Genomic DNA, 19,875 nt, shown 5'->3' on the forward strand with positions numbered 1-19,875 from the left:
ACTGTAAATCTGACGGCTCTGCCTTCGAAGGTTCGAATCCTTCTCCCTCCACCATCATTCAAGAAAACCCGGCCTCGCGCCGGGTTTTCGCTTTTCAGCATCCCCCTGCTCATCAGCATCAACGTCAGCCGCATCAACGCCGTCAATAAAAACGGGAGGCTTGTGCCTCCCGTTTTTGTCTCTTCCTGCCCGCTACAGGGTGAAGCGATAGAAGATATCCACCGCCTGGGCCACCCCGCTCATGGCCTGCAGGTAGAGCCTGGGCATCAGCTCGTAGCGCAGCTTGAACTCGGCGATGGGGCTGAACACCCCGACCCCGTACTGGAACTGCAGCCCCGGCAGCAGATAGGCCGACAGGGTCACCTGGGTGTTGTCGCCACTGCCGGCGGTGTCGAGGGCCACGTCGCTCATGCCGAGGGATTCTCCCAGACTGGAGACCACGCCGTTGGCCTGGCTGACCGCGCCCGCCACCAGCAGGCCGTTGAAGCCGCCATCCTCGCCGCTGGTCTGCAGCCCCTTGCCGCGCAGCAAGTAGGAGAGCTGCTCGGACTGGGCCAGCTGCGGCTCCGAGTAGACGGTGATCTTGGGCTTGCTGGCCGGTCCGGTCACCCGCACCCCCACCGTCACCTTGTCCTCGATGGTGTCGGGGTCCCGATACGCCTCTATGTTGAGGAACGGCTGATCGAGGGGGCCGGAGAAGAGGATGCGGCCATCCTTGATGATGAGGTTCTGGCCATAGGCCTTGAAGCGCCCGTCGTTGAGCACCAGCTGGCCGTTGCCCGCCAGCGGCCGCGAGGGATCCTGGCGGATGTTGATGCCGCCCCCCACCTTGGTCTTGAGCCCCATCGCCTCCAGCCGCACGTCGTCACCCAGCCGGATGGCCAGCTTGATCGCCATCGGCAGCGGCGCCGCCTTGGGCACCGGCGGCAGATCGTCGTAGACCACGGTCACGTCGTCCGACACCGCCACCGCGCTCTCGGGCAGGCTCTTGACCAGGATCCGCGCCCAGGGGATGTCGACCTGACCGGTGATCCGGGTCTCCTCCCCCAGCGAGATGGCGATGTCCGGGGAGACCCGCACCCGGCCCATGCCCGGATACTGGGCTTCCAGCTCCTTGCCCTGAATGGTGAGGCTGCCGGTGACCGGCAGCTGTGCCCAGCTCAGCCAGCCCCCCAGTGCCAGCGGCCCCTTGCCCACCAGCATGGTGCCATCCAGCTCGGCCCGGTTGCCTTCAATCTTGAGGCGGGTCACCAGCTTGGAGAGGGTTACCATGTCGGAGTGGGTCTGCACTTCCCCATCCAGCAGGTTGAGCTGGCCAAACAGCAGCGGCGAGGCCAGGGTACCGTCGAAACGGGCATCGGCCGAGATGACCCCCTGCAGGGAGCGTACCTCGGGGATGAGCGGGGCGAAGGTGGTCAGCTTGAGGTCGTCAAACTTGAGCTGGCCGGAGAGATTGCCACGACCGGACGGATCCCGGATATAGAGCTTGGTATCGATGTTGCCAATCTGCTCGGAGGCAAAATCGAGCCGGATCGCCGCCTGCTGGCGCTCGAAGTCCACCCCGAGCTCGAGGCGCTGATAGTCGGTCTTGAGCTCGTCGGCCACGAAGGTGCCCGGCGTGGTGCGCACGGTGGCGTGCAGGGTCGGCTGATTGCCGCGCCAGCTGGCCCGCCCGTCGGCGGAGAGCACCGCCTGCCAGCGGAAGTTGTCCGGCAGCCAGGGCCGCAGGCGCTTGAGGTCAAACTGGTTGAGGGCAAACTCCAGGCTGCCCTGCTGGGCCGATACCTGGCTGCCCTTGACGCAGAGGCTGGCCCCCTGGGAGCCGAGGCAGAGATCCCCCATGGTCAGCCGCTGACGCGGCAGATCGAGGTCGAGGGCCCAGGGCGCGTTCAACTCCCAGCGCCGCAGCGGCGTCTTCAACTTGAGCTCGCTGAGGGCACCGCGCCAGCGCTCCCCGCGCAGACCGCCGCTCAGCTTGAGGTTGGCCGCCACCGGATCGCCCTTCATGGTGAGCGACAGGGCGTGCTGGTTGAGATCGCCGCTCAGGTTGAGCGCCAGCTGGCTGAGGCTGGTCGCCCCCTGCACCAGGCTGGCTACCGCCAGGGCCACTTCCCCTGCCGGCTTGTCACCGACCAGGGCATTGCCCTTGACGGCGATCCCCTTCAGATCGGTGCCGGCATAATAGAGGCGGCTGGCAGCCAGCTCGGTAGTGACCCGCGGCGCTTGCTGATTGCCGGTCAGGCGCACCTGCCCCTTGATGTCCCCCTTGAGCCCGGGGTAGAGCCCGGCCAGGTTGGGGGCATTGAGATCCGCATCCAGTTTCCACGCCTGCTGGCTCAGGCTGCCCTTGGCCTGCAGCTGGTTGGGGCCGCTTTGCAGCGCCAGCGCCGGGATGGTCCACTCCATCTTGTCGTTGCCGCTCGCGCTGCCCTTGATGGCCAGCGGATACTGGTTGAGCTTGCCGTCCACCTTCAGCTCGGGCAGTTGCAGTTGCCAGTGGCCCGCCTCATCGAGCTCGAAACGGCTGGCAATCTTGCCCGCCAGCGCCCCCTTGAGCTCGGGCACCAGCTCGGCCGGGTTGATCCCCTTGAATTCCGTGGTGCCCTGCCAGCGTACCCCCTTGTCCCAGGCGAGCTTGCCGTCCAGCTTGAGCTCCCCCTTGAGGGCGTTGAGCAGCAGGTTGATCTGGTTCAGCTGCGTCAGATCCCCCTTGCCCGTCAGTGCCAGCTTGAAGGGGGGCACATCCGTGCCCTTGCCGGCGGTATTCAAGGCAAACTGGTAGCCGGAGAGCTTGCCCTTGGCACTCAAACTGCCCTTGTCCAGCCGGTAGCTGGGCTCATCTTTGGCAGGCTTGTGCAGCGGCCAGCCCAGGCTCTTCCACTCCAGCCCCGCATCAAAGGGCAAGTCGGGGTCGAGGGCAGCCAGAGAGCCCTTGAGGCTGGCGGCCACCGGCCCCTTGGCCTGCAGCGCCAGTGCCAGCTTGCCCACCGAACCGCCGAGGGTCAGGTTGGCCTGTTGCCCCTGCAGCTCGCCATCCAGCAGCCCCTTGCGGGCCTTGGCATCCAGAGTCAGGGCGAGCGGATAATCGTCTTTGAGCTGGATCTTGCCCTTGAGCGCCAGATCCGCCATGGCGTGGCGCAGGGAGAGCTCGCGCAGCGTGATGTCGCTGCCCTCGGCACTGGCCGACAGCAGCAGCTTGTCGAGCCCTTCAATCAATTCACCCTGCTGATAGCGAAACGCCGTGACCTGCAACCCTTCCAGCTGGATGGGGAAAGGCAGCCGGATGACGGGCAGCTCGATGGAGGCCGCCTTGGTTGCCTGCTGCGCCTTGCGCTCATCCGCCGGCTTCGCCTTGGCGGTGACAGGCGACTTGGCCGCAGCCTTGTCCTGGGAGCTTGCCTTGGTGGCAGCCGGTTTGACAGCCTCGGTGGCCGGCGTCTCGGCCAGGGTCACCTTGAGGCCGTCCAGCACCGGCCCCTGCACGATCAGCCCCTTGCGGCTGAGGGTGGCGCCGATGTCGAGGGACTTGAGGCTCACCCCCACCCCGGGCACCGTCACATCGAGATCCGCCACCTGGAGGCTGTCGACCTGAATTTTCAGGGGCAACGGGTGCCAGACGAAGGGCTCTGACGGCTCTTCCGGGGTCGGTTCGGAGTCGGCCACCTTGACCACCGGGTGGGTGACGTTCAGGGATTTGATCCAGAGCTTGCCCTGCAGCAGCTTGCCCAGATCCCAGTCCAGCACGGCGCGATCCACCGTGACGTCCACCAGCTCATCCTGCCAGCCGACCCCTTCCAGGGTCCAGCCATAGCCAAGCTGGCCCGCCACCAGTTCCCCCTTGAGGGAAGGCAGGGCGGCTCTCGCCTGCTGCCACAGCCACTTGTTGCCCTGATGGGTGAAGCCCAGCAGGCTGACACCGATGAGCAACAGGAAGATGAGCCCCATCAGCCAGAGAAAAATACGTTTTACCCAAATCACAGTGCAGACCCCCGCGAAAGACGCAGCCGCAGCGGCCAGAGAAAGATGCGTTTTACCCAGATCACAGTGCAGACCCCCGCGAAAGATGCAGCCGCAGCGGCCGGTCAGGAGAACAGAAGAGAAGAGGAGTGAAGTGCGGCCGGATCATAGTTCAGGCCCCAGCGCGAAGTGGAGTCGCAGCGGCTTCTCCTGCTCGGAAATGCCCACCGCCAGATCGAGCCTGACCTGACCGATGGGGGTGACCCAGCGCACGCCGACCCCGGTGCCTATCTTCCAGGCCTCGCTGTAGTCGACCGTGGCGGTACCGCTGTCGACGAACAGGGCCCCCAGCCACTTGTCGCTGAAGCGGTAGTTGTACTCGGCACTGGCGACGCTCACATAGCGGCCCCCCAGCAGCTTGCCGTCGCTGCCGCGCGGCGAGATGGTTTCGTAGCCGTAGCCGCGCACCGTCTGATCACCACCGGTGAAGAAGCGCAGCGAAGGCGGCACCAGCGAGAAGCTGTCCCCTATGATGGCCCCCTGTTCGGCCCGCAGCAGGAAGCGGTGATCCTCCCCCAGGGTGCGCAGCCACTTGCTGCGCCCCCACACCCGCACGAAGCTGATGTCGGAGCCCCAATAGGGATCGGAAAACTCCAGGGTGAGCTGCTGGCGATCGCCCCAGTCGGGCACCAGACCACCGCGCACCCGCAGCCGCGACCAGGAGACGCCGGGGATCAGCAGCAAGCTGTTGCCCTCATCGGCGCCCTGGGTATAGATCTCGTTCTCCAGCCGGATGAACACATCCCGGTCCCAGCTCTCCGGCCGCCGTTTCCAGCGGTGCACGCTGAGGGTGGTCAGGTCGGAGCGGGTATCGTTGTTGTCCTTGTATTGATAACCGGCCTGCAGCGAGTAGTAGTCCCGCAGCGGGTTGCCTACCGGGATCTGGTAGTCGAAGCTGAGCTCGGCCTCGGGCTGGGAAACTTTGGCGGTGGCGTTGAGCCGGTGACCGTAGCGGTTGACCCAGGGCTTCTCCCAGGTGGCGCTCATGCGCGGCCCCACGTCGGTGGCATAGCCGATACCCGTTTCAATCTCGTGATCGACCCGGTTGGAAAGAGTCACCTGCACCGGCACCCGGTTGCCCTCGGCCTGGCTGATGAGCGGCTTGATGTCCACCTGCTTGAACAGCTTGGTGGAGGAGACATCCTGCGACATCTCCGCCAGCCGGATCGCCAGATAGGGGTCGCCGCTCTTGATGTTGATGAGCGGGCGGATGAGGCGCAGCGCCTCCGGCGTGGCGTCGTAGTGGATCTCGCCGAAGTGGTAGCGCGGGCCGGAGCGAAACAGGATGTAGATCTCGGCGGTGCCCTGATCCGGGAACACCTTGACCTGGCTCTTGCTGATCTTGGCGTCGAAGTAGCCGCGGGCCAGCCCCAGACTGCCCAGATCCGCCTTGATGGATTCGTATTTGCCGTGGTTGAGGGGATCCCCCTCTTTCAGCGGCAGCTTGTCCAACAGCTCGCTGTAGAGCTCGTCGCTGCTGGCATCCCCTTCCAGCAGGATGTCGAGACGGGAGATGATGACCGGCTTGCCCGGCTCCACCTCGATGATCACTTTGGCGGGCGCCTTCTTGTCGCGGCTCAGGGTGATCTTGGGCTGGTAGTAGCCATAGACCTGCAGCGCCTTTTGCACGCTCTCGGTGATCTTGGCGCGGGCCGGACGGTACTGGCGCTCCTGATAGACCGGCAGGGCGTTGAGGTAGGCCTCGACGTTGTCCTTGTTCTCCCCCTTCAGTCCCTTGATCTGATAGGTGAGTTTGGCCGCCATGGCGGGCGTGACGAACAGCAGCAGACAGAGGCTCAGTCCCAGCGCGCGAAGCCCACGACGAAAGGCCCGTGCGGGCGGTGAGATCCCTGCAGGCAGGGGCGGATTGCATCCTGTCAAACGTCAATTTCCCCGAAGAACATGATTAAAATAATGCGATATTCAGAACGAATATGAGGCTCACTCGATCGCAAACGCGCCTCATCCTAGCATATCCCCGGCCCGACATCAGAGCGGGGTGACACCGAATTTCGCCATATTATTGAAGCCTTTGCCCGCGCAGGCCGCGCATTTTTCACACTTTCCCCCGCAGACTTATGCCACTGCGGGCCAAAAAGGGCAATCCATGACCAACACGGCCATGCCAGATGGCCCCTGGCGGCCCATCCGGCCCGGTATCGCGCCACCCCTTGTTGGCCGATGGGCGCGACATCAACTGTCGGCAACTGCTCAAGATAGCGGCAATTCCCTCTCTCACCGGGCCCGCCAGCTGCATCCTCCTTGCCACTGGGCCGCCCGCCTTGCCCCACTCCCGTGGAGGTAGTGCATTTTATCTTGCAGGATCAAACAGTTGCCATCGCCCAATCAAAGCCTCGTTCAACCCAATCGATTTATCCCGCTGCCCCCCTGCTCACTTCTCGCCCACACTGGGGTCATTGCACCAAGGCTCGCATCCCACCAGAGGAGACACCGCATGCACGCACGCAGCGAACAGATGGCGGACTACATCGCCGACCGACTCGAATTCATCACTTTTCTCGCCTGTTGCAGCGCCCTGCTGGCCCTGCTGACCGGCATGAACGGCCAGCAGGCGCTGGCCTTCACCGCGCTGAACCTGCCGTTCGGGCTCGCCATCCTGCTGGGCATGGCCATGCTGGCACCGCTGCCGGCCCACTGGCGCCTGCCGGGCATCACCTTGCTGCTGGCGGGCAGCGCCCTGGCGACCCTGCAACTGGGGGGCAACTGGCTCAATCCGCTGGCCATCTGGAGCCTGCATGCCCTGCTCGGGCTGGAGATCCTCTGGCAGGCACGGCCCAGAACCCGGCTTGCTGCCCGTGCCCGCAGCTGAATTTGCCATGACGGCTGACGCGCGGCAGGAATTGGAGTACTCTTTGCGCCCCCGATTTGCCCACCGCCGAGGAGCGTCCCGATGAGAAAAGCCTGTGCCCAGCACATCCTGGTCAAGACCGAGAAAGAGTGTCTGGAGATCAAGGAGAAGATTGCCAAGGGAGCCGACTTCGGCCAGATGGCCAAGCGCTTCTCCACCTGCGCCTCCAGCAAGCGCTTCGGCGATCTGGGGGAGTTTTCGAAGGGCGACATGGTCAAGGCGTTTGACGATGCCGTGTTCAAGGGCGAGCTGCTGACCGTGCTCGGCCCGGTGCGCACCAAGTTCGGCTTTCACCTTATCAAGGTGCTCTACCGCAACTGAGTTCAGGGCCCGGTTCAGGGTTCTGGGTTCAACTCCACCGGCCAGCCGCCGCAGCGGCGGGCATAGAAGCCAAAACGCCAGGGATGGCGCGCCGCCCAGTCCTCCATCTCCGGCGCCGGGGTGAACCGGCTCTGCGGCCAGAGCGCAACCCGGCTCGGCCGCCCGTGCAGCGCCTGCCAGCGCGTCAGGCTCACCTGGGCCAAGCGCCACTGATAGTCATCCTTTGGCAGCAGGGCCGGCGCAAATGCCAGGCCACGGTTGCAATACTGGCCGTCGCCATCGCGCCCATCCACCAGCTGCCAAAACACGTTGAGCAGATCGCCATACCCCACCTTGACCGGGTCATAGTCGATGCGCACCGCCTGGCGCCGCGGCGGCACTTCCCGCCAGCTCGACCCCGTCGCCGCCAGCTGACTGACGTAGCCCGGCTCCACCCGGCTGACCCCGGGCAGGGTCTCGTAGACGGCTTCGGCGCGCCACATGTCCCCCGCCGCCAGCACGGCACTGTCCGCCCACAGCGGAACGCTTGGGAAAAGCAGCAGGATTGAGATAAATTTACTAACGTTATCAGTCAATTAAGTTTATCCTTCTGGGCACTTGTCCATCATAACCAGTGGATCCCCGTTATGCCCAGATATTTGTGGTGGCCGCTTCTGGCCTGGTTGCTGCCGCTCGCCGGCGCCCTCGGCAGCCGTGTTCACCTCTGGCCCTGGTGGCTGGGGTTTGCCATCTGCCTGCTCGGGGCCCTCGTCTCCCTCGCCTTGCTGGTTCGCCTGCCCTGGTCTCGCAGCCGCTGCGCCAACGGTTGGGGCGCCGTCCCCCTGCTGTTGCCCCTGGCCTTTGTGGTGCAGGCGCTGCGCACCCCGCTGATCAACGACGTGAGCACGGATCCCAACAACCCGCCCCAGCTGCTCTGGGCTGCCGAGCTTAGAACGGCGCAGGATCTGCCGATTAATCCAGCTCCGTTGAAAGCATTTGAGGGGAAACCCGGTCCTCTCTTTACCAGCGCCTCCCCGGCCGAGGTGATCACCGAGGCCCACGCCCTGATGGAGCAGCTCGGCTGGCAGGTGCGGCCAAGCCAGGAAGGACTCGAGGCTGTGGTCACCACCGGCTGGTTCGGTTTTCAGGATGACGTGGCGCTGCGGGTCTTTGCCGGCCCCAAGGAGACCCGCATCGACATGCGCTCCGCCTCCCGTCAGGGACAAAGTGATCTGGGTACCAACCGGGCCCGCATAGAGGAGTTTCTGATCCGCCTCAACGAGCGGCTGGGTCAGGCCTACAAACCCAATTTGAAACAATAAGAAGGTCATCCATGCGCGTCGAGGTCAAGCCCGATCGGGAATATGCCTGGTTTATCCGCCCCTTTTTCTGGCTGCAACAACGCAACTACGGCCAGGTGCTGATCCCGGGCAAGTGCTGGGGCCGCTCGCCGCGCCTGTTTGCCGCCGTCGCCACCCTCTATGGCGTCATCAACCGCAAGCGCTCCCCCATCGACCCCGTGCTGCGCTCCCTGGTGACGGTGCGGGTTTCCCAGCTCAACTGGTGCCGCTTTTGCGTCGACATCAACGCCATGACCCTGATCAAACGGGCGGGCTCCAGCGAGAAGGTGGAGGCACTCGCCAACTGGCGCGAAAGCCCCTTGTTCGATGAGCGGGAGCGGGCCGTGCTCGACTACACCGAGGCGATGACGGGGCTGGATGGGGTCCGCGATGAGCAGGCCGCCCGTCTCAAGCCCTGGTTTGACGACGACGCCATGGTGGAACTCACCGGCCTCATCGCCTTCCAGAACATGTCGGCCAAGTTCAACGCCGCCCTCGATATTGCGCCGCAGGGCTTCTGCCAGCTGCCGGTGCAACCCGAGCGGCCGGCCCAACCGGATAACAAGGACGCCTGATGAGCGGCTCCCGCCTGCTGCTGATGCTGGTGATGGGCTGCCTCATCGGCGCCTTTTTCGCCTTCGACCTTGGTCACTACCTGAGCCTGCCCCAGCTGCAGGCCCGTCAGGCCGAGCTGGCCGCCCTGGTCGATCGCCATTTCGTCAGCACAGCCCTGCTGTTCGTCGCCGTCTATGTGGTGAGCACAGCCCTCTCCCTGCCTGGCGCCAGCCTGCTCACCCTGGCCGGCAGCGCCGTGTTCGGCGTTGCCTGGGGGCTGCTGCTGGTCTCCTTTGCCAGCAGCATTGGCGCGACCCTGGCCTTTCTCAGCGCCCGCTTTCTGCTGCACGACTGGGTCGAGCGGCGCTTTGGCGACAAGCTGGCCAGCTTGCAGGCCGGCATGAAGAAGGAAGGGGCGCTTTATCTGCTGAGCCTGCGCCTCATCCCCATCTTCCCCTTCTTTCTGGTCAACCTGCTGATGGGGCTCACTCCCATCAGAGTCAGCACCTACTACTGGGTGAGCCAGCTTGGCATGCTGCCCGGCACCTTCGTCTATGTGCTGGCGGGCAGCGAGCTCGCCAACCTCACCAGCACCGGCAATATCCTCTCCCCCGGCCTGATGGTGGCGCTGACCCTGCTCGGACTGATGCCGATGCTGCTCAAGGGTTTGCAGCGGCGCCTCGCCCTGCATCGGTTGCACGCCCCCTACCGCAAGCCGACCCGCTATGACTACAACCTGCTGGTGATTGGCGCCGGAGCCGGCGGCCTCGTGACCAGCTATATCGCCGCGGCGGTGAAGGCCAGGGTAGCGCTCATCGAGAAGCACAAGATGGGGGGCGATTGCCTCAACAGCGGCTGCGTCCCCTCCAAGGCGCTGATCCGAAGTGCCCGCTTTGCCGCAGAGCAGCGCCGGGCCAGTGAACTGGGCTTTGACCCAAGCCAGACCAGCGCCGATTTCGCCGCCGTGATGGAGCGGGTCGCCCGTGTTATCAAGGATGTTGAACCCCACGACTCCATCGAGCGCTATCAAGGGCTGGGAGTCGAGTGCATCGAAGGGGAGGCAAGGCTTGTCTCCCCCTGGGAGGTGGAGGTTAATGGCAAACGCCTTGCCAGCCGTCATATCGTGCTCGCCACCGGCGCCCGGCCGCTGGTGCCCACGCTGCCGGGCCTTGAGCAGGTGCCTTGGCTCACCTCCGACACCCTCTGGCAACTGCGCTCCGCGCCGCGCCAGCTGCTGGTGCTGGGCGGCGGCCCCATCGGCTGCGAGCTGGCCCAGAGTTTTGCCCTGCTAGGGGTGCCCGTGACCTTGGTAGAGCTCTCGGATCAGCTGCTGCCCCGTGAAGAACGGGAGGTGGCCGAGCTGCTGGCGGAACAGCTGGCCCACGACGGCGTACGGGTGCTCACCGGCTGGCGCGCCGAGCGAGCCGACTATCTGCCTGCGGCTGAGGGAGATCTCCCCATCCGGCTGCAACTGCGCCGGGGCGACGAGATGCAAACCATTGCAGGGGATCAGCTGCTGCTGGCACTGGGTCGGGTCGCCAACGTCAGCGGCTTCGGGCTCGAAGCGCTGGGGGTGGAGCTGACCCCGCGCGGCACGTTGGCGGTCGATGGCTTCCTCGCCACCAACTACCCCAGCATTCTGGCGGTGGGGGACGTAGCGGGCCCTTATCAGCTCACCCATGCCGCCGCCCATCAGGGCTGGTATGCCGCAATCAATGCCCTGTTCAGTCCGTTCAAGCGCTTTCGGGCCGACTATCGGGTCATGCCGGCCGCCATCTACACTACCCCAGAAATAGCCCGGGTCGGCCTCAATCAGAAAGAGGCCAGGGCGCAGGGCATCCCCTTCGAGCTGACCCGCTTCGAGCTGGCCGAGCTGGACAGAGCCATCGCCGACGGCGAGCGTCAGGGCTTTATCGAGGTGCTCACCGTGCCCGGCAAGGATCAGATCCTGGGTGCCACCCTGGTGGGCACTCACGCCGGTGAACGGATCGCCGAGTTCGTGCTCGCCATGCGCCACCGCCTCGGCCTTGGCAAGATCCTCGCCACCATCCACGCCTACCCCACCCTGATGGAGGGGAACAAGTATCTGGCGGGCGAGTGGCGACGGGCCCGTCAGCCCGCCACCCTGCTGGCTCTGCTGACCCGTTATCACCGCTGGCGCCGCGGCGCCTGACCCAACTCCAGGTAACCCAGATGCGACACTCATTGCCCTCGTTCAAACAGCTGTTGCGCACCCTGCCCCTGCTGGCAGGCAGCTTCCTCTTTACCCAGGCCAACGCCGCCGACAACCCGCAGTGGCAGCAGACCCTTGATGAGGCCAAGGGGCAGACCGTCTACTTCAACGCCTGGGGCGGCAGCCCGGAGATCAACGCCTATCTGGTGTGGGCCGGCCAGGAGCTGGCACGCGAATACCAGGTCAAACTGGTGCAGGTTAAGGTGGACGACATCGCCCAGAGCGTCAGCCAGTTGCTGGCCAACAAGCAGGCGGGTAAGCAAGCTGGCGGCCCCATCGACCTGCTCTGGGTCAACGGCGAAAACTTCAAGGCGCTCAAGGAGCAGGGGCTGCTCGGCGCCCCCTTTACCCGGGAGCTGCCCAATATGGCGCGGGTGGACAAGACGCTGCCGGTGAGTGAGGACTTCACCGTGCCGGTGGAGGGGCTGGAAGCCCCCTGGGGCATCGGCCAGCTCAACCTGATGGTCAACGGCGAAGAGGTCAAACAGCTGCCCACCTCGGCAGCGGCCCTGCTCGCCTGGAGCAAGGCTCACCCCGGCCGCTTCACCTATCCCAAGCCACCCCAGTTTCACGGTTCCAGCTTTCTCAAGCAGATCTTGCTGGAGCTGACCCCGGACCCCGCCCCCCTCTATCGGGAGGCGACCGATACCGACTTTGCCAGGGTTACCGCCCCGCTCTGGGCCTGGCTGGATGAGCTGCACCCGACACTCTGGCGCAAGGGCAAGCTGTTCCCCACCAGCGCCGCCGAGACCCGCCAGCTGCTCGATGACGGCGAGCTGGCCATGGCCATCAGCTTCAACCCGCAGGAGGCGCAGAGCGCGGTGCAAAACGGCACCCTGCCCCCCAGCGTGATGGCGGTGGCCATGGCGAAAGGGGCGCTCACCAACAGCCACTTCCTCGCCATCCCCTTCAACGCCAACGCCCGCGCCGGCGCCAAGGTGGTGGCCAACTTCCTGCTGAGCCCCGCCGCCCAGGCGCGCAAGGCCGAGCCCGCCTTCTGGGGCGATCCCAGCGTGCTGCGGGCCGATGCCCTGCCCGCCACCCAGCAGCCGGTGCCGGCGCTGCGCTTCAAGGCGGTGGCCGAACCGCACCCCAGCTGGCAGCTCAGGCTCGAAGCGGCCTGGGCCGAGCGCTACGGTCACTGATGAGCCGGTTCGGCCGCTCTTTGCTTGATTGGCGCCCCCTGTTTACCGCCGGGTGCGCCCTGGTTTTTGGCCTCCCGCTGCTGGCGGGGGGCTGGCAACTGCTGGCTGAGGGGCTGAGTCAGGCCCACCTGCAATTGCTGCTGGCGCAGCCGGGCCTGCGGCACTCGGCGCTGCTGAGCCTGTGGATTGGCGCAGCCTCGACCCTGGCCAGTCTGCTGCTGACTGCCCTGCTGCTGGCCCACAGCGACAGCCGGGCCGTTGGCTGGCTGCGTCGGCTGCTCTCACCCTTGCTGGCGCTGCCCCACGTCGCCTTTGCCATCGGCTTTGCCTTTCTGCTCGCCCCCTCCGGCTGGCTGCTGCGCCTGCTCTCGCCGACCCTCACCGGGTTCGAACTGCCCCCCGACTGGCAGACCCTGCGCGATCCCGCCGGACTTGGGCTCATCTTCGCCCTGATCTTCAAGGAGACCCCCTTCCTGCTGCTGATGGCGCTCGGCGCGCAAGACCCCGCCAGGGTGGCGCGTCAGCAGTGGCTGGGGGCGAGCCTTGGCTTCAGCCCCCCCCAGATCTGGTGGCGCCTGCTGCTGCCGGCGCTCTGGCCCGCCTTGCGCCTGCCCCTCTATGCGGTGGCCGCCTACGGGGTGGCGGTGGTGGATCTGGCCCAGTTGCTCGGACCCGATGCCCCCGCTCCGCTGGCTGTGCGCCTGTGGCTCTGGTATCAGGACCCGGATCTGGTCTGGCGCGGCGCCACCGCCAGCGGTTCCCTGCTGCTGCTCGCCATCACGGCGCTGCTGCTGGCTCTGTTGCGCCTGCTGGAGCTGGCTCATCGAATCTTTGGCAAACCCGGCTGGCTCGATGGCCGACGAGCAAACCCAAGCGCTCTTGGCCACACCCTTGCCACCGGCAGCGTGGCGACCCTGATCGTCCTCAATCTGGCAGTGCTGGGGGCCTTGCTGCTCTGGTCACTGGCCCGGCGTTGGCCCTTTCCCGCCCTCTGGCCGAGCCAGTGGAGCGGTCGCCATTGGCTCGAACTGCTGCCCACCCTGTCGCCGCTGCTGACCACCAGCATCCTGCTGGCGCTGGCGAGCGGGGCGATTGCGCTGGTGATGGCGGTGCTGAGTCTGGAGGCGCAGGCCGGCCGCCGCCCCTGGCCGCTCTGGCTCATCTGCCTGCCGCTGTTGCTGCCGCAGGCCAGCCTGCTGTTCGGCATTCGCCTCGGGGGGGACTGGTTCAGCCTCGGGTGGGGGGGCGATGGCATCGGCTGGGGCTGGGTGCTCTGGAGCCAGCTGCTGTTTGTCTTTCCCTACGTTTATTTGTGCCTGCACGGCCCCTATCGCCAGTTCGATGCGCGGATCACCCAGAGCGCCCTGCTGCTGGGGGCAACCCCGTGGCGCGCCTGGTGGCAGGTGAAAGGGCCGCTGCTGGCCCGTCCGCTGTTGTTTGCCTTCGGCGTCGGAGCCGCGGTGAGTCTGGCCCAATACCTGCCGACCCTGCTGTTTGGCGCAGGCCGGGTGGTCACCATCACCACCGAGACGGTGGCCATCGGCAGCGGCCTCAACCGGCGGCTGGCGGGCCTCTACGGCCTGTTGCAACTGCTGCTGCCGCTCCTTATCTATCTGCTGGCGCTCTGGCTGCCGGTCCGACTCAACCCGGCGCTCAAAGGGAACAGCTCACGATGAACTCTCATGTTGGAAATAACCATATGCTGAGCACCACACCCCTTCGCCTCTATCTGGAGGAAAACCTGCTGCTCTCGCTGCCCGCTCTGCAGGTGGCGCCCGGCGAGGTGTTGACCCTGATGGGACCCAGTGGCTGTGGCAAGAGCTCGCTGCTGGCGGCGCTGGCGGGGATATTGCCCGCAAGCGGCCCACTCAGGCTGGAGGGGGACGTGACCCTCGGCGCGCGCCGGCTCACCCAGCTGCCGCCCCAGGCGCGGCGCATCGGCATGCTGTTTCAGGATGATCTGTTGTTCGAGCACCTGACGGTGGCGGAGAACCTGATGTTCGGCATGCCGGCCAGCCTGAAGGGGCACGGGGCACGGCGAGAAAAGGCAGTGGCCGCGCTGGCGCAGGTGGAGCTGACAAATCAGGCGGACAAGCTGTCGGGGGCGCTCTCCGGCGGCCAGAAGGCCCGCGTCAGCCTGCTGCGGGCGCTGCTGGCCGAGCCCGAGGCATTGTTGTTGGACGAACCCTTCTCCCGCCTCGACAAGCCGCTGCGGGCCGCCTTTCGCGAACTGGTGTTCGCGCAGATCAAGGCGCTGGCCATCCCCGCTATTCTGGTGACCCACGACGAAGACGACGCGCCGGGCACCATACTCCAGCTCACCGAATCCTGTTTTTGACCGAGGAGTTCACCTTGTTTGATCGCCACCTGATCCCCGTTATCCGCAGCCCCCTCACCCGGCTCGCCAGACCGCTCTGCCGCGTCGGGATCAGCGCCAACCAGATAAGCCTCACCGGCTTTGCCATCGGCATGCTGGCGTTGCCGCTGCTGGCCTTTGGCTGCTATCAGTGGGCGCTGGCGGCCATCCTGCTCAACCGGCTGCTGGACGGGCTCGACGGCGCCGTCGCGCGGGAAACCGGCATCACCGACTGCGGCGGCTTTCTCGACATCACGCTCGATTTCATCTTCTACGCCGCCGTGGTGCTGGGCTTTGCCCTCGCCGCCCCCGCCAATGCGCTGCCCGCCGCCACCCTGCTGTTTGCCTTCATGGGCACCGGCTCGAGCTTTCTGGCATTTGCCATCATGGCGGGCAAGCGGGGCATCGACAATCCGGTCTACCACCACAAGTCCCTCTACTATCTGGGCGGCCTCACCGAGGGGAGCGAGACCATCGCCCTGTTCGTGCTGATGTGCCTGTGGCCCGCCGCCTTCGCCCCGCTCGCCTACGGTTTTGCCCTGCTCTGCGCCATCACCACCCTGACCCGGCTCTGGAGCGGTTACCACACCCTGCATTGAGGCGGGACGGCGGAAGGGGCCCGCTACGGAACACTTGCGCATGGACGACAATGTTTTACCATGGCGACACTCTTTTTCAGGCTCATGAGAACCTTATGCGTCGCCTTGTCTCCGTGCTCACCCTCTCCCTGTTTCCCATGCTCTATGGCTGCAGCAGCACGCCGGCTGCCAAGCCCGTGGTCAAGCCCCAGCCCAACAGCGCCTTCATCAACCAGACGCCGCCGAGCAAACCCTTCTACGGGCAGGTGAGCCAGCCGGGTGTCAGCAAGGGGGACTTCGCCAATCGCGCCAACGTGGACAACTTCGTGCAGCGGATGGTGCAAAAGCACGGCTTCGACGGCGCCGAGCTGCACCGGGTGCTGGCCCAGGCCGAGCGCTATGACTGGATCATCCGCCTGATGGATGCCCAGGCCCCCACCACCACGCCGCCCACCGGTCCGACCGGCGCCTGGAATCGCTACCGCGCCAAGTTCATCACCCCGGACAACGTACAGAACGGCGTCAGCTTCTGGCGTGAGTACGAGAACGAGCTCAACCGTGCCCAGCAGGTGTATGGGGTGCCGCCGGAGATCATCGTCGGCATCATAGGCGTGGAGACCCGCTGGGGCCGGGTGATGGGCAAGACCCGCATCCTGGATGCGCTGGCGACCCTGGCGTTCGACTACCCGCGTCGGGCCGAGTTCTTCACCAGCGAGCTGGAATCCTTCCTGGTGATGACCCGCGACGAGGGGATGGATCCCACCGAACCCAAGGGCTCCTACGCCGGCGCCATGGGCTACGGCCAGTTCATGCCCTCCAGCTTCCAGCGCTACGCGGTGGACTTCAACGGCAACGGCCACACCAACCTGTGGGATCCGGTGGATGCCATCGGCAGCGTGGCCAACTACTTCAAGGCCCACGGCTGGGAGAAAGGGCAACCGGTGGCGGTGCGCGGTCAGGGCCAGCTGCCCGGCTACGAGCACGGCTTCCAGACCCGCTACCCGGTCGCCTCCCTGCGCCGCGCCGGGCTGACCCCCACCAGCACCCTCGGCAACCACAGCGAGGCGAGCCTGCTGCGCCTGGATGTGGGCACCGGCTATCAGTACTGGTACGGCCTGCCCAACTTCTACACCATCACCCGCTACAACCACAGCACCCACTACGCCATGGCGGTGTGGCAGCTGGGACTGGCGGTCAAGGATGCCCGCGGCGGTTACTGAGCAAGGCATACAGCCAACAAAAACGGGCCCGCAGGCCCGTTTTTTTACTCGTTTTCCAACAGCCAGCGCTTGAGAAGGGCGGCCAGCTGATCCTGCTCGGCCAGGGTCAATGGTGCCAGCAGACGCCGCTCGTTGGCCACGTGCCGCTCCACCGCCCGGTCAACCAATTCCCGGCCCGCCTCGGTCAAACAGACCAGCAGGCTGCGCCGATCGCTCGGGGCGGCCTGGCGTTCGATCAAGCCCCGCTCTGCCAGTTTGTCGAGGCGGGCGGTCATGGCCCCCGAGCTCAACATGGCGGATTGATAGAGCACGGTCGGGGTGAGCGGTTCGCCGGCCCGGCGCAGGGTCGCCAGAATGTCGAAGTCGCTGCCGAGCAGGCCGCACTCCTTGAGCTCCTCACTCACCTCCCGTCCGGCGATCGCCGCCATTCGCGCCACCCGTCCCAGCACGCCCATGGGAGAGCAGTCGAGATCCGGTCGCTGCCGGGCCCACTGGGCCAGCAGCAGGTCTACATGATCTGATTCCATCTTCGGCCACTTATCTTTTCATCGAGATACTTGATGGTAAACCAATTTGAGGCTAATTTATCTTTTCTTAAAGATACTTCATAAAGAGACAAATTCATGCCCATGCTGATCGCCCTGCTGGCCCCCCTGCTCTGGGGCAGCACCTATGCCGTCGTCAGCCTCTCTCTGACCGACTACTCCCCCTACTGGGTGGCGGTGTGGCGGGCATTGCCGGCAGGATTGCTCCTGTTGCTGGTACGCCCGCGCCTGCCGCCCCTGCCTTGGGGCAAGCAGTGCCTGCTGGCGTTTTGCAATATCGCCGCCTTCTTCGCCCTGCTGTTCGTGGCCGCCTTCCGGCTGCCCGGGGCCGTGGCGGGCACCCTGGGTGCCACCCTGCCGCTGGTCCTGATGTTGCTGGCCTGGTTGCAAGATGGCGTCAGGCCGTCCCTGAAATGGCTGCTGCTGGGCCTGATGGGGCTGGGCGGAGTCTTGCTGCTGCTCAACCCTTCCGCCAATCTGGACCCTGTCGGCGTCACCTGCGCCCTGCTGGCTACCCTGCTCATCGGCCAGTCCAGCCGCTGGATGCAGCGCTGGCCGGTCAGCGATCTGCTGGCGCTGACCGCCTGGCAGTTGCTGCTGGGCGGCCTGATGCTGATCCCGCTCGCCTGGTGGCTGGCCGGCCCCATGCCGCTGCCGCAGCCGGCAAGCGTTCCCGGCCTGCTCTGGCTGATCCTGCTCAACACGGCGCTGGCCTACTGGGCCTGGCTGTGGGGGCTCAAGCGCCACGGCCCGGAGGTGATGGGCATGCTGGCCCTCACCAACCCCATGGTGGCGGTCTCCTGCGGCGTGCTGATGGTGGGAGAAACACTGGATGCTCGCCAATGGCTCGGCATCGGAGTGATCCTGCTCTCCCTGTTCCTGATGAAGCTGCCTGCTCGCCCCTTCTTCAAACGCTGGCAGGCCCGCCGGGCGAGCACCGGCCAGTGCAGCAGGCCGTGACATCCAGCTCAAGCGCAATAAAAAAAGAGGAGCCATCAAGGCTCCTCTTTCACATTCCGCGGGTGCTTGAGTCGAACTCAGACCCCGGCCTTGGCCAGGGCGGCGGAGACGATCTGCTGGGCTTCCTGCTGGATGAGGTCCAGGTGCGCCTCGCCCTTGAAGCTCTCCATGTAGATCTTGTAGATGGATTCGGTACCGGAGGGGCGCGCCGCGAACCAGCCGTTCTCGGTCACCACCTTGAGGCCGCCGATGGCGGCATCGTTACCCGGCGCCTTGGTCAGCTTGGCGACGATGGGCTCGCCGGCCAGGGTGGAGGCTTCCACCAGCGCCGGATCCAGCTTGGAGAGCACCGCCTTCTGGGCGCTGTTGGCCGGGGCATCGATGCGGCGGTAGCTGGAGCGACCGAACTTGGCTTCCAGTGCGTCGTAGTGGGCCTGCGGATCCTTGCCGGTCACCGCCAGAATTTCCGCTGCCAGCAGTGCCAGGATGAAGCCATCCTTGTCGGTGGTCCAGACGGTGCCGTCTTTGCGCAGGAAGGAGGCGCCCGCGCTCTCCTCGCCGCCAAAGCCGAACTCGCCGCTGTAGAGGCCATCCACGAACCACTTGAAGCCGACCGGCACCTCTTTGAGGGTGCGGCCAATCTCGCCGGCCACCCGGTCGATCATGGAAGAGGAGACCAGCGTCTTGCCGACCGCAGACTCTTTGGACCAGCCGGTACGATGGGTAAACAGATACTGGATTGCCACCGCCAGATAGTGGTTCGGGTTCATCAGGCCCGACTTGGTGACGATGCCGTGACGGTCGTAGTCAGGGTCGTTGCCAAGGGCGATGTCGAACTTGTCCTTGAGGGCAATCAGGCTGGCCATGGCGAACGGGCTGGAGCAGTCCATCCGGATCTTGCCGTCTTTATCCAGGGTCATGAAGGAGAAGGTCGGGTCGACCTTGTAGTTCACCACCTCGATGTTCAGACCATAGGTCTTGGCGATGACGTCCCAGTAGGCGACGCCGGAGCCGCCCAGCGGATCGACACCGATCTTGATGCCGGCCTGCTTGATGGCCTCCATGTCCAGCACGTTCTTCAGGTCATCCACATAGGGAGTGACATAGTCGTGCAGGGCCACGAACGGGCTCTTGAGGGCCTCGGCGAACGGCATGCGCTTCACCCCGGTCAGACCCGCTTCCAGAATCGCGTTGGCGCGATCCTCCACCCACTTGGTGATCTCCCCTTCGGCGGGACCGCCGTGGGGCGGGTTGTATTTGAAGCCACCGTCTTCCGGCGGGTTGTGGGACGGGGTGATCACCACGCCGTCAGCACGGGCAGCCGGTTTGCCCGCGTTGTGGCGCAGGATGGCGTGAGAGATGACCGGGGTCGGGGTGAAGCCGAGACCGGCCTGAATGCGGGTCTCGACGCCGTTGGCCGCCAGCACTTCCACCGCGCTGGCAAAGGCGGATTCAGACAGGGCGTGAGTATCCATGCCGACAAACAGCGGGCCCGTGATGCCGGCCTGCTGGCGATACTCCACCAGTGCCTGGGTCACCGCCAGGATGTGGGATTCGGTGAAGGCGTTGTGCAGGGCGCTGCCGCGGTGACCGGAGGTGCCGAAGGCAACCCGCTGCTCGGGGCGGCTCATGTCGGGCTTGTTGAGATAGTAGGCGCTGACCAGACGGGGGATGTTGGTCAGGTCGCTCAAACGGGCCGGCTGACCGGCGTGGGAATGCTGTGCCATGGCGTTGTCCTTGCTTGATGGCGGCCTTGC

At 65.5% G+C, this 19,875-nt stretch carries 16 protein-coding genes; 11 read left to right on the forward strand and 5 right to left on the reverse strand.

The features are described 5' to 3' along the window. Positions 1-192: 192 nt before the first annotated feature. Together QLG02_RS06955 and QLG02_RS06960 are read right to left on the reverse strand one after the other, a co-directional pair. Positions 193-3,978: a translocation/assembly module TamB domain-containing protein gene (locus QLG02_RS06955; protein ID WP_282464828.1), complete on the reverse strand. Its 3,786-nt coding sequence runs from the start codon at positions 3,976-3,978 to the stop codon at positions 193-195. A gap of 144 nt (positions 3,979-4,122) precedes the next feature. Next, positions 4,123-5,823 carry an autotransporter assembly complex family protein gene (locus tag QLG02_RS06960; RefSeq protein ID WP_282464935.1) on the reverse strand — a complete coding sequence of 567 codons (1,701 nt, stop codon included), beginning with the start codon at positions 5,821-5,823 and terminating at the stop codon, positions 4,123-4,125. Positions 5,824-6,472: 649 nt separating this feature from the next. Between QLG02_RS06960 and QLG02_RS06965 the strand changes: the two genes are divergently transcribed. Beyond that, on the forward strand, positions 6,473-6,847 hold the full coding sequence (locus QLG02_RS06965; protein WP_029301378.1) for a hypothetical protein: 375 nt from the start codon (positions 6,473-6,475) through the stop codon (positions 6,845-6,847). Between the two features lie 81 nt (positions 6,848-6,928). After that, entirely contained in the window at positions 6,929-7,207 is a 279-nt protein-coding gene (locus tag QLG02_RS06970) for a peptidylprolyl isomerase (RefSeq protein WP_011705448.1), read from the forward strand. A 14-nt stretch (positions 7,208-7,221) separates the two neighbouring features. On the opposite strand, the gene QLG02_RS06975 is transcribed toward QLG02_RS06970, so the two are convergent. Beyond that, the gene (locus QLG02_RS06975; protein ID WP_029303450.1) at positions 7,222-7,782 is read right to left on the reverse strand and encodes a peptide-methionine (S)-S-oxide reductase; all 561 of its coding nucleotides are present in this window, start codon (positions 7,780-7,782) and stop codon (positions 7,222-7,224) included. Positions 7,783-7,833: 51 nt separating this feature from the next. On the opposite strand from QLG02_RS06975, the gene QLG02_RS06980 reads away from it, so the two are divergent. The 8 genes from QLG02_RS06980 (at position 7,834) to mltB (ending at position 16,613) form a co-directional block, all read left to right on the forward strand. Further along, positions 7,834-8,508 (forward strand): DUF1499 domain-containing protein, encoded by a 675-nt coding sequence (locus tag QLG02_RS06980; protein ID WP_282464829.1) that lies wholly within the window; start codon positions 7,834-7,836, stop codon positions 8,506-8,508. Positions 8,509-8,519: 11 nt separating this feature from the next. Further along, on the forward strand, positions 8,520-9,101 hold the full coding sequence (locus QLG02_RS06985) for a carboxymuconolactone decarboxylase family protein (protein WP_194759622.1): 582 nt from the start codon (positions 8,520-8,522) through the stop codon (positions 9,099-9,101). After that, complete coding sequence (locus QLG02_RS06990; protein WP_282464830.1) at positions 9,101-11,254, forward strand: bifunctional TVP38/TMEM64 family protein/FAD-dependent oxidoreductase; 2,154 nt, start codon at positions 9,101-9,103, stop codon at positions 11,252-11,254. Before QLG02_RS06985 ends, QLG02_RS06990 begins: the two co-directional genes overlap by 1 nt. Positions 11,255-11,274: 20 nt before the next feature. Beyond that, entirely contained in the window at positions 11,275-12,459 is a 1,185-nt protein-coding gene (locus tag QLG02_RS06995; RefSeq protein ID WP_282464831.1) for an ABC transporter substrate-binding protein, read from the forward strand. Beyond that, complete coding sequence (locus tag QLG02_RS07000; RefSeq protein ID WP_282464832.1) at positions 12,459-14,135, forward strand: ABC transporter permease; 1,677 nt, start codon at positions 12,459-12,461, stop codon at positions 14,133-14,135. The genes QLG02_RS06995 and QLG02_RS07000 overlap by 1 nt, the downstream gene beginning before the upstream one ends. 23 nt (positions 14,136-14,158) lie before the next feature. Beyond that, positions 14,159-14,797 carry an ATP-binding cassette domain-containing protein gene (locus QLG02_RS07005; protein ID WP_282464833.1) on the forward strand — a complete coding sequence of 213 codons (639 nt, stop codon included), beginning with the start codon at positions 14,159-14,161 and terminating at the stop codon, positions 14,795-14,797. 14 nt (positions 14,798-14,811) lie between these two features. Next, positions 14,812-15,414 carry a CDP-alcohol phosphatidyltransferase family protein gene (locus QLG02_RS07010; protein WP_282464834.1) on the forward strand — a complete coding sequence of 201 codons (603 nt, stop codon included), beginning with the start codon at positions 14,812-14,814 and terminating at the stop codon, positions 15,412-15,414. Positions 15,415-15,509: 95 nt separating this feature from the next. Then, entirely contained in the window at positions 15,510-16,613 is a 1,104-nt protein-coding gene (gene mltB / locus QLG02_RS07015) for a lytic murein transglycosylase B (RefSeq protein WP_011705439.1), read from the forward strand. Between the two features lie 44 nt (positions 16,614-16,657). Here mltB and QLG02_RS07020 read toward each other — a convergent pair whose 3' ends face one another. After that, positions 16,658-17,140, reverse strand: coding sequence for a MarR family transcriptional regulator (locus QLG02_RS07020; RefSeq protein WP_282464835.1), 483 nt, complete (start codon positions 17,138-17,140; stop codon positions 16,658-16,660). Positions 17,141-17,236: 96 nt separating this feature from the next. Here QLG02_RS07020 and QLG02_RS07025 point away from each other — a divergent pair, with 96 nt between their 5' ends. Beyond that, complete coding sequence (locus QLG02_RS07025) at positions 17,237-18,118, forward strand: EamA family transporter (RefSeq protein WP_139391111.1); 882 nt, start codon at positions 17,237-17,239, stop codon at positions 18,116-18,118. 77 nt (positions 18,119-18,195) lie between these two features. On the opposite strand, the gene pgm is transcribed toward QLG02_RS07025, so the two are convergent. Further along, complete coding sequence (pgm, locus tag QLG02_RS07030) at positions 18,196-19,845, reverse strand: phosphoglucomutase (alpha-D-glucose-1,6-bisphosphate-dependent) (protein WP_282464836.1); 1,650 nt, start codon at positions 19,843-19,845, stop codon at positions 18,196-18,198. Positions 19,846-19,875: the final 30 nt, after the last annotated feature.

The sequence above is a fragment of the Aeromonas sp. V90_14 genome (genome assembly GCF_029967615.1).
GTDB lineage: Bacteria > Pseudomonadota > Gammaproteobacteria > Enterobacterales > Aeromonadaceae > Aeromonas > Aeromonas hydrophila.

Excerpts from the sequence above, each read along its gene's own strand:
- mltB (WP_011705439.1), top strand. The coding sequence starts at position 15,510 with ATGCGTCGCCTTGTCTCCGTGCTCACCCTCTCCCTGTTTCCCATGCTC.
- QLG02_RS07005 (WP_282464833.1), top strand. The coding sequence starts at position 14,159 with ATGCTGAGCACCACACCCCTTCGCCTCTATCTGGAGGAAAACCTGCTG.
- QLG02_RS06965 (WP_029301378.1), top strand. The coding sequence starts at position 6,473 with ATGCACGCACGCAGCGAACAGATGGCGGACTACATCGCCGACCGACTC.
- pgm (WP_282464836.1), bottom strand. The coding sequence starts at position 19,845 with ATGGCACAGCATTCCCACGCCGGTCAGCCGGCCCGTTTGAGCGACCTG.
- QLG02_RS07000 (WP_282464832.1), top strand. The coding sequence starts at position 12,459 with ATGAGCCGGTTCGGCCGCTCTTTGCTTGATTGGCGCCCCCTGTTTACC.
- QLG02_RS06990 (WP_282464830.1), top strand. The coding sequence starts at position 9,101 with ATGAGCGGCTCCCGCCTGCTGCTGATGCTGGTGATGGGCTGCCTCATC.
- QLG02_RS06995 (WP_282464831.1), top strand. The coding sequence starts at position 11,275 with ATGCGACACTCATTGCCCTCGTTCAAACAGCTGTTGCGCACCCTGCCC.
- QLG02_RS06970 (WP_011705448.1), top strand. The coding sequence starts at position 6,929 with ATGAGAAAAGCCTGTGCCCAGCACATCCTGGTCAAGACCGAGAAAGAG.
- QLG02_RS07025 (WP_139391111.1), top strand. The coding sequence starts at position 17,237 with ATGCCCATGCTGATCGCCCTGCTGGCCCCCCTGCTCTGGGGCAGCACC.
- QLG02_RS07020 (WP_282464835.1), bottom strand. The coding sequence starts at position 17,140 with ATGGAATCAGATCATGTAGACCTGCTGCTGGCCCAGTGGGCCCGGCAG.
- QLG02_RS06980 (WP_282464829.1), top strand. The coding sequence starts at position 7,834 with ATGCCCAGATATTTGTGGTGGCCGCTTCTGGCCTGGTTGCTGCCGCTC.
- QLG02_RS06985 (WP_194759622.1), top strand. The coding sequence starts at position 8,520 with ATGCGCGTCGAGGTCAAGCCCGATCGGGAATATGCCTGGTTTATCCGC.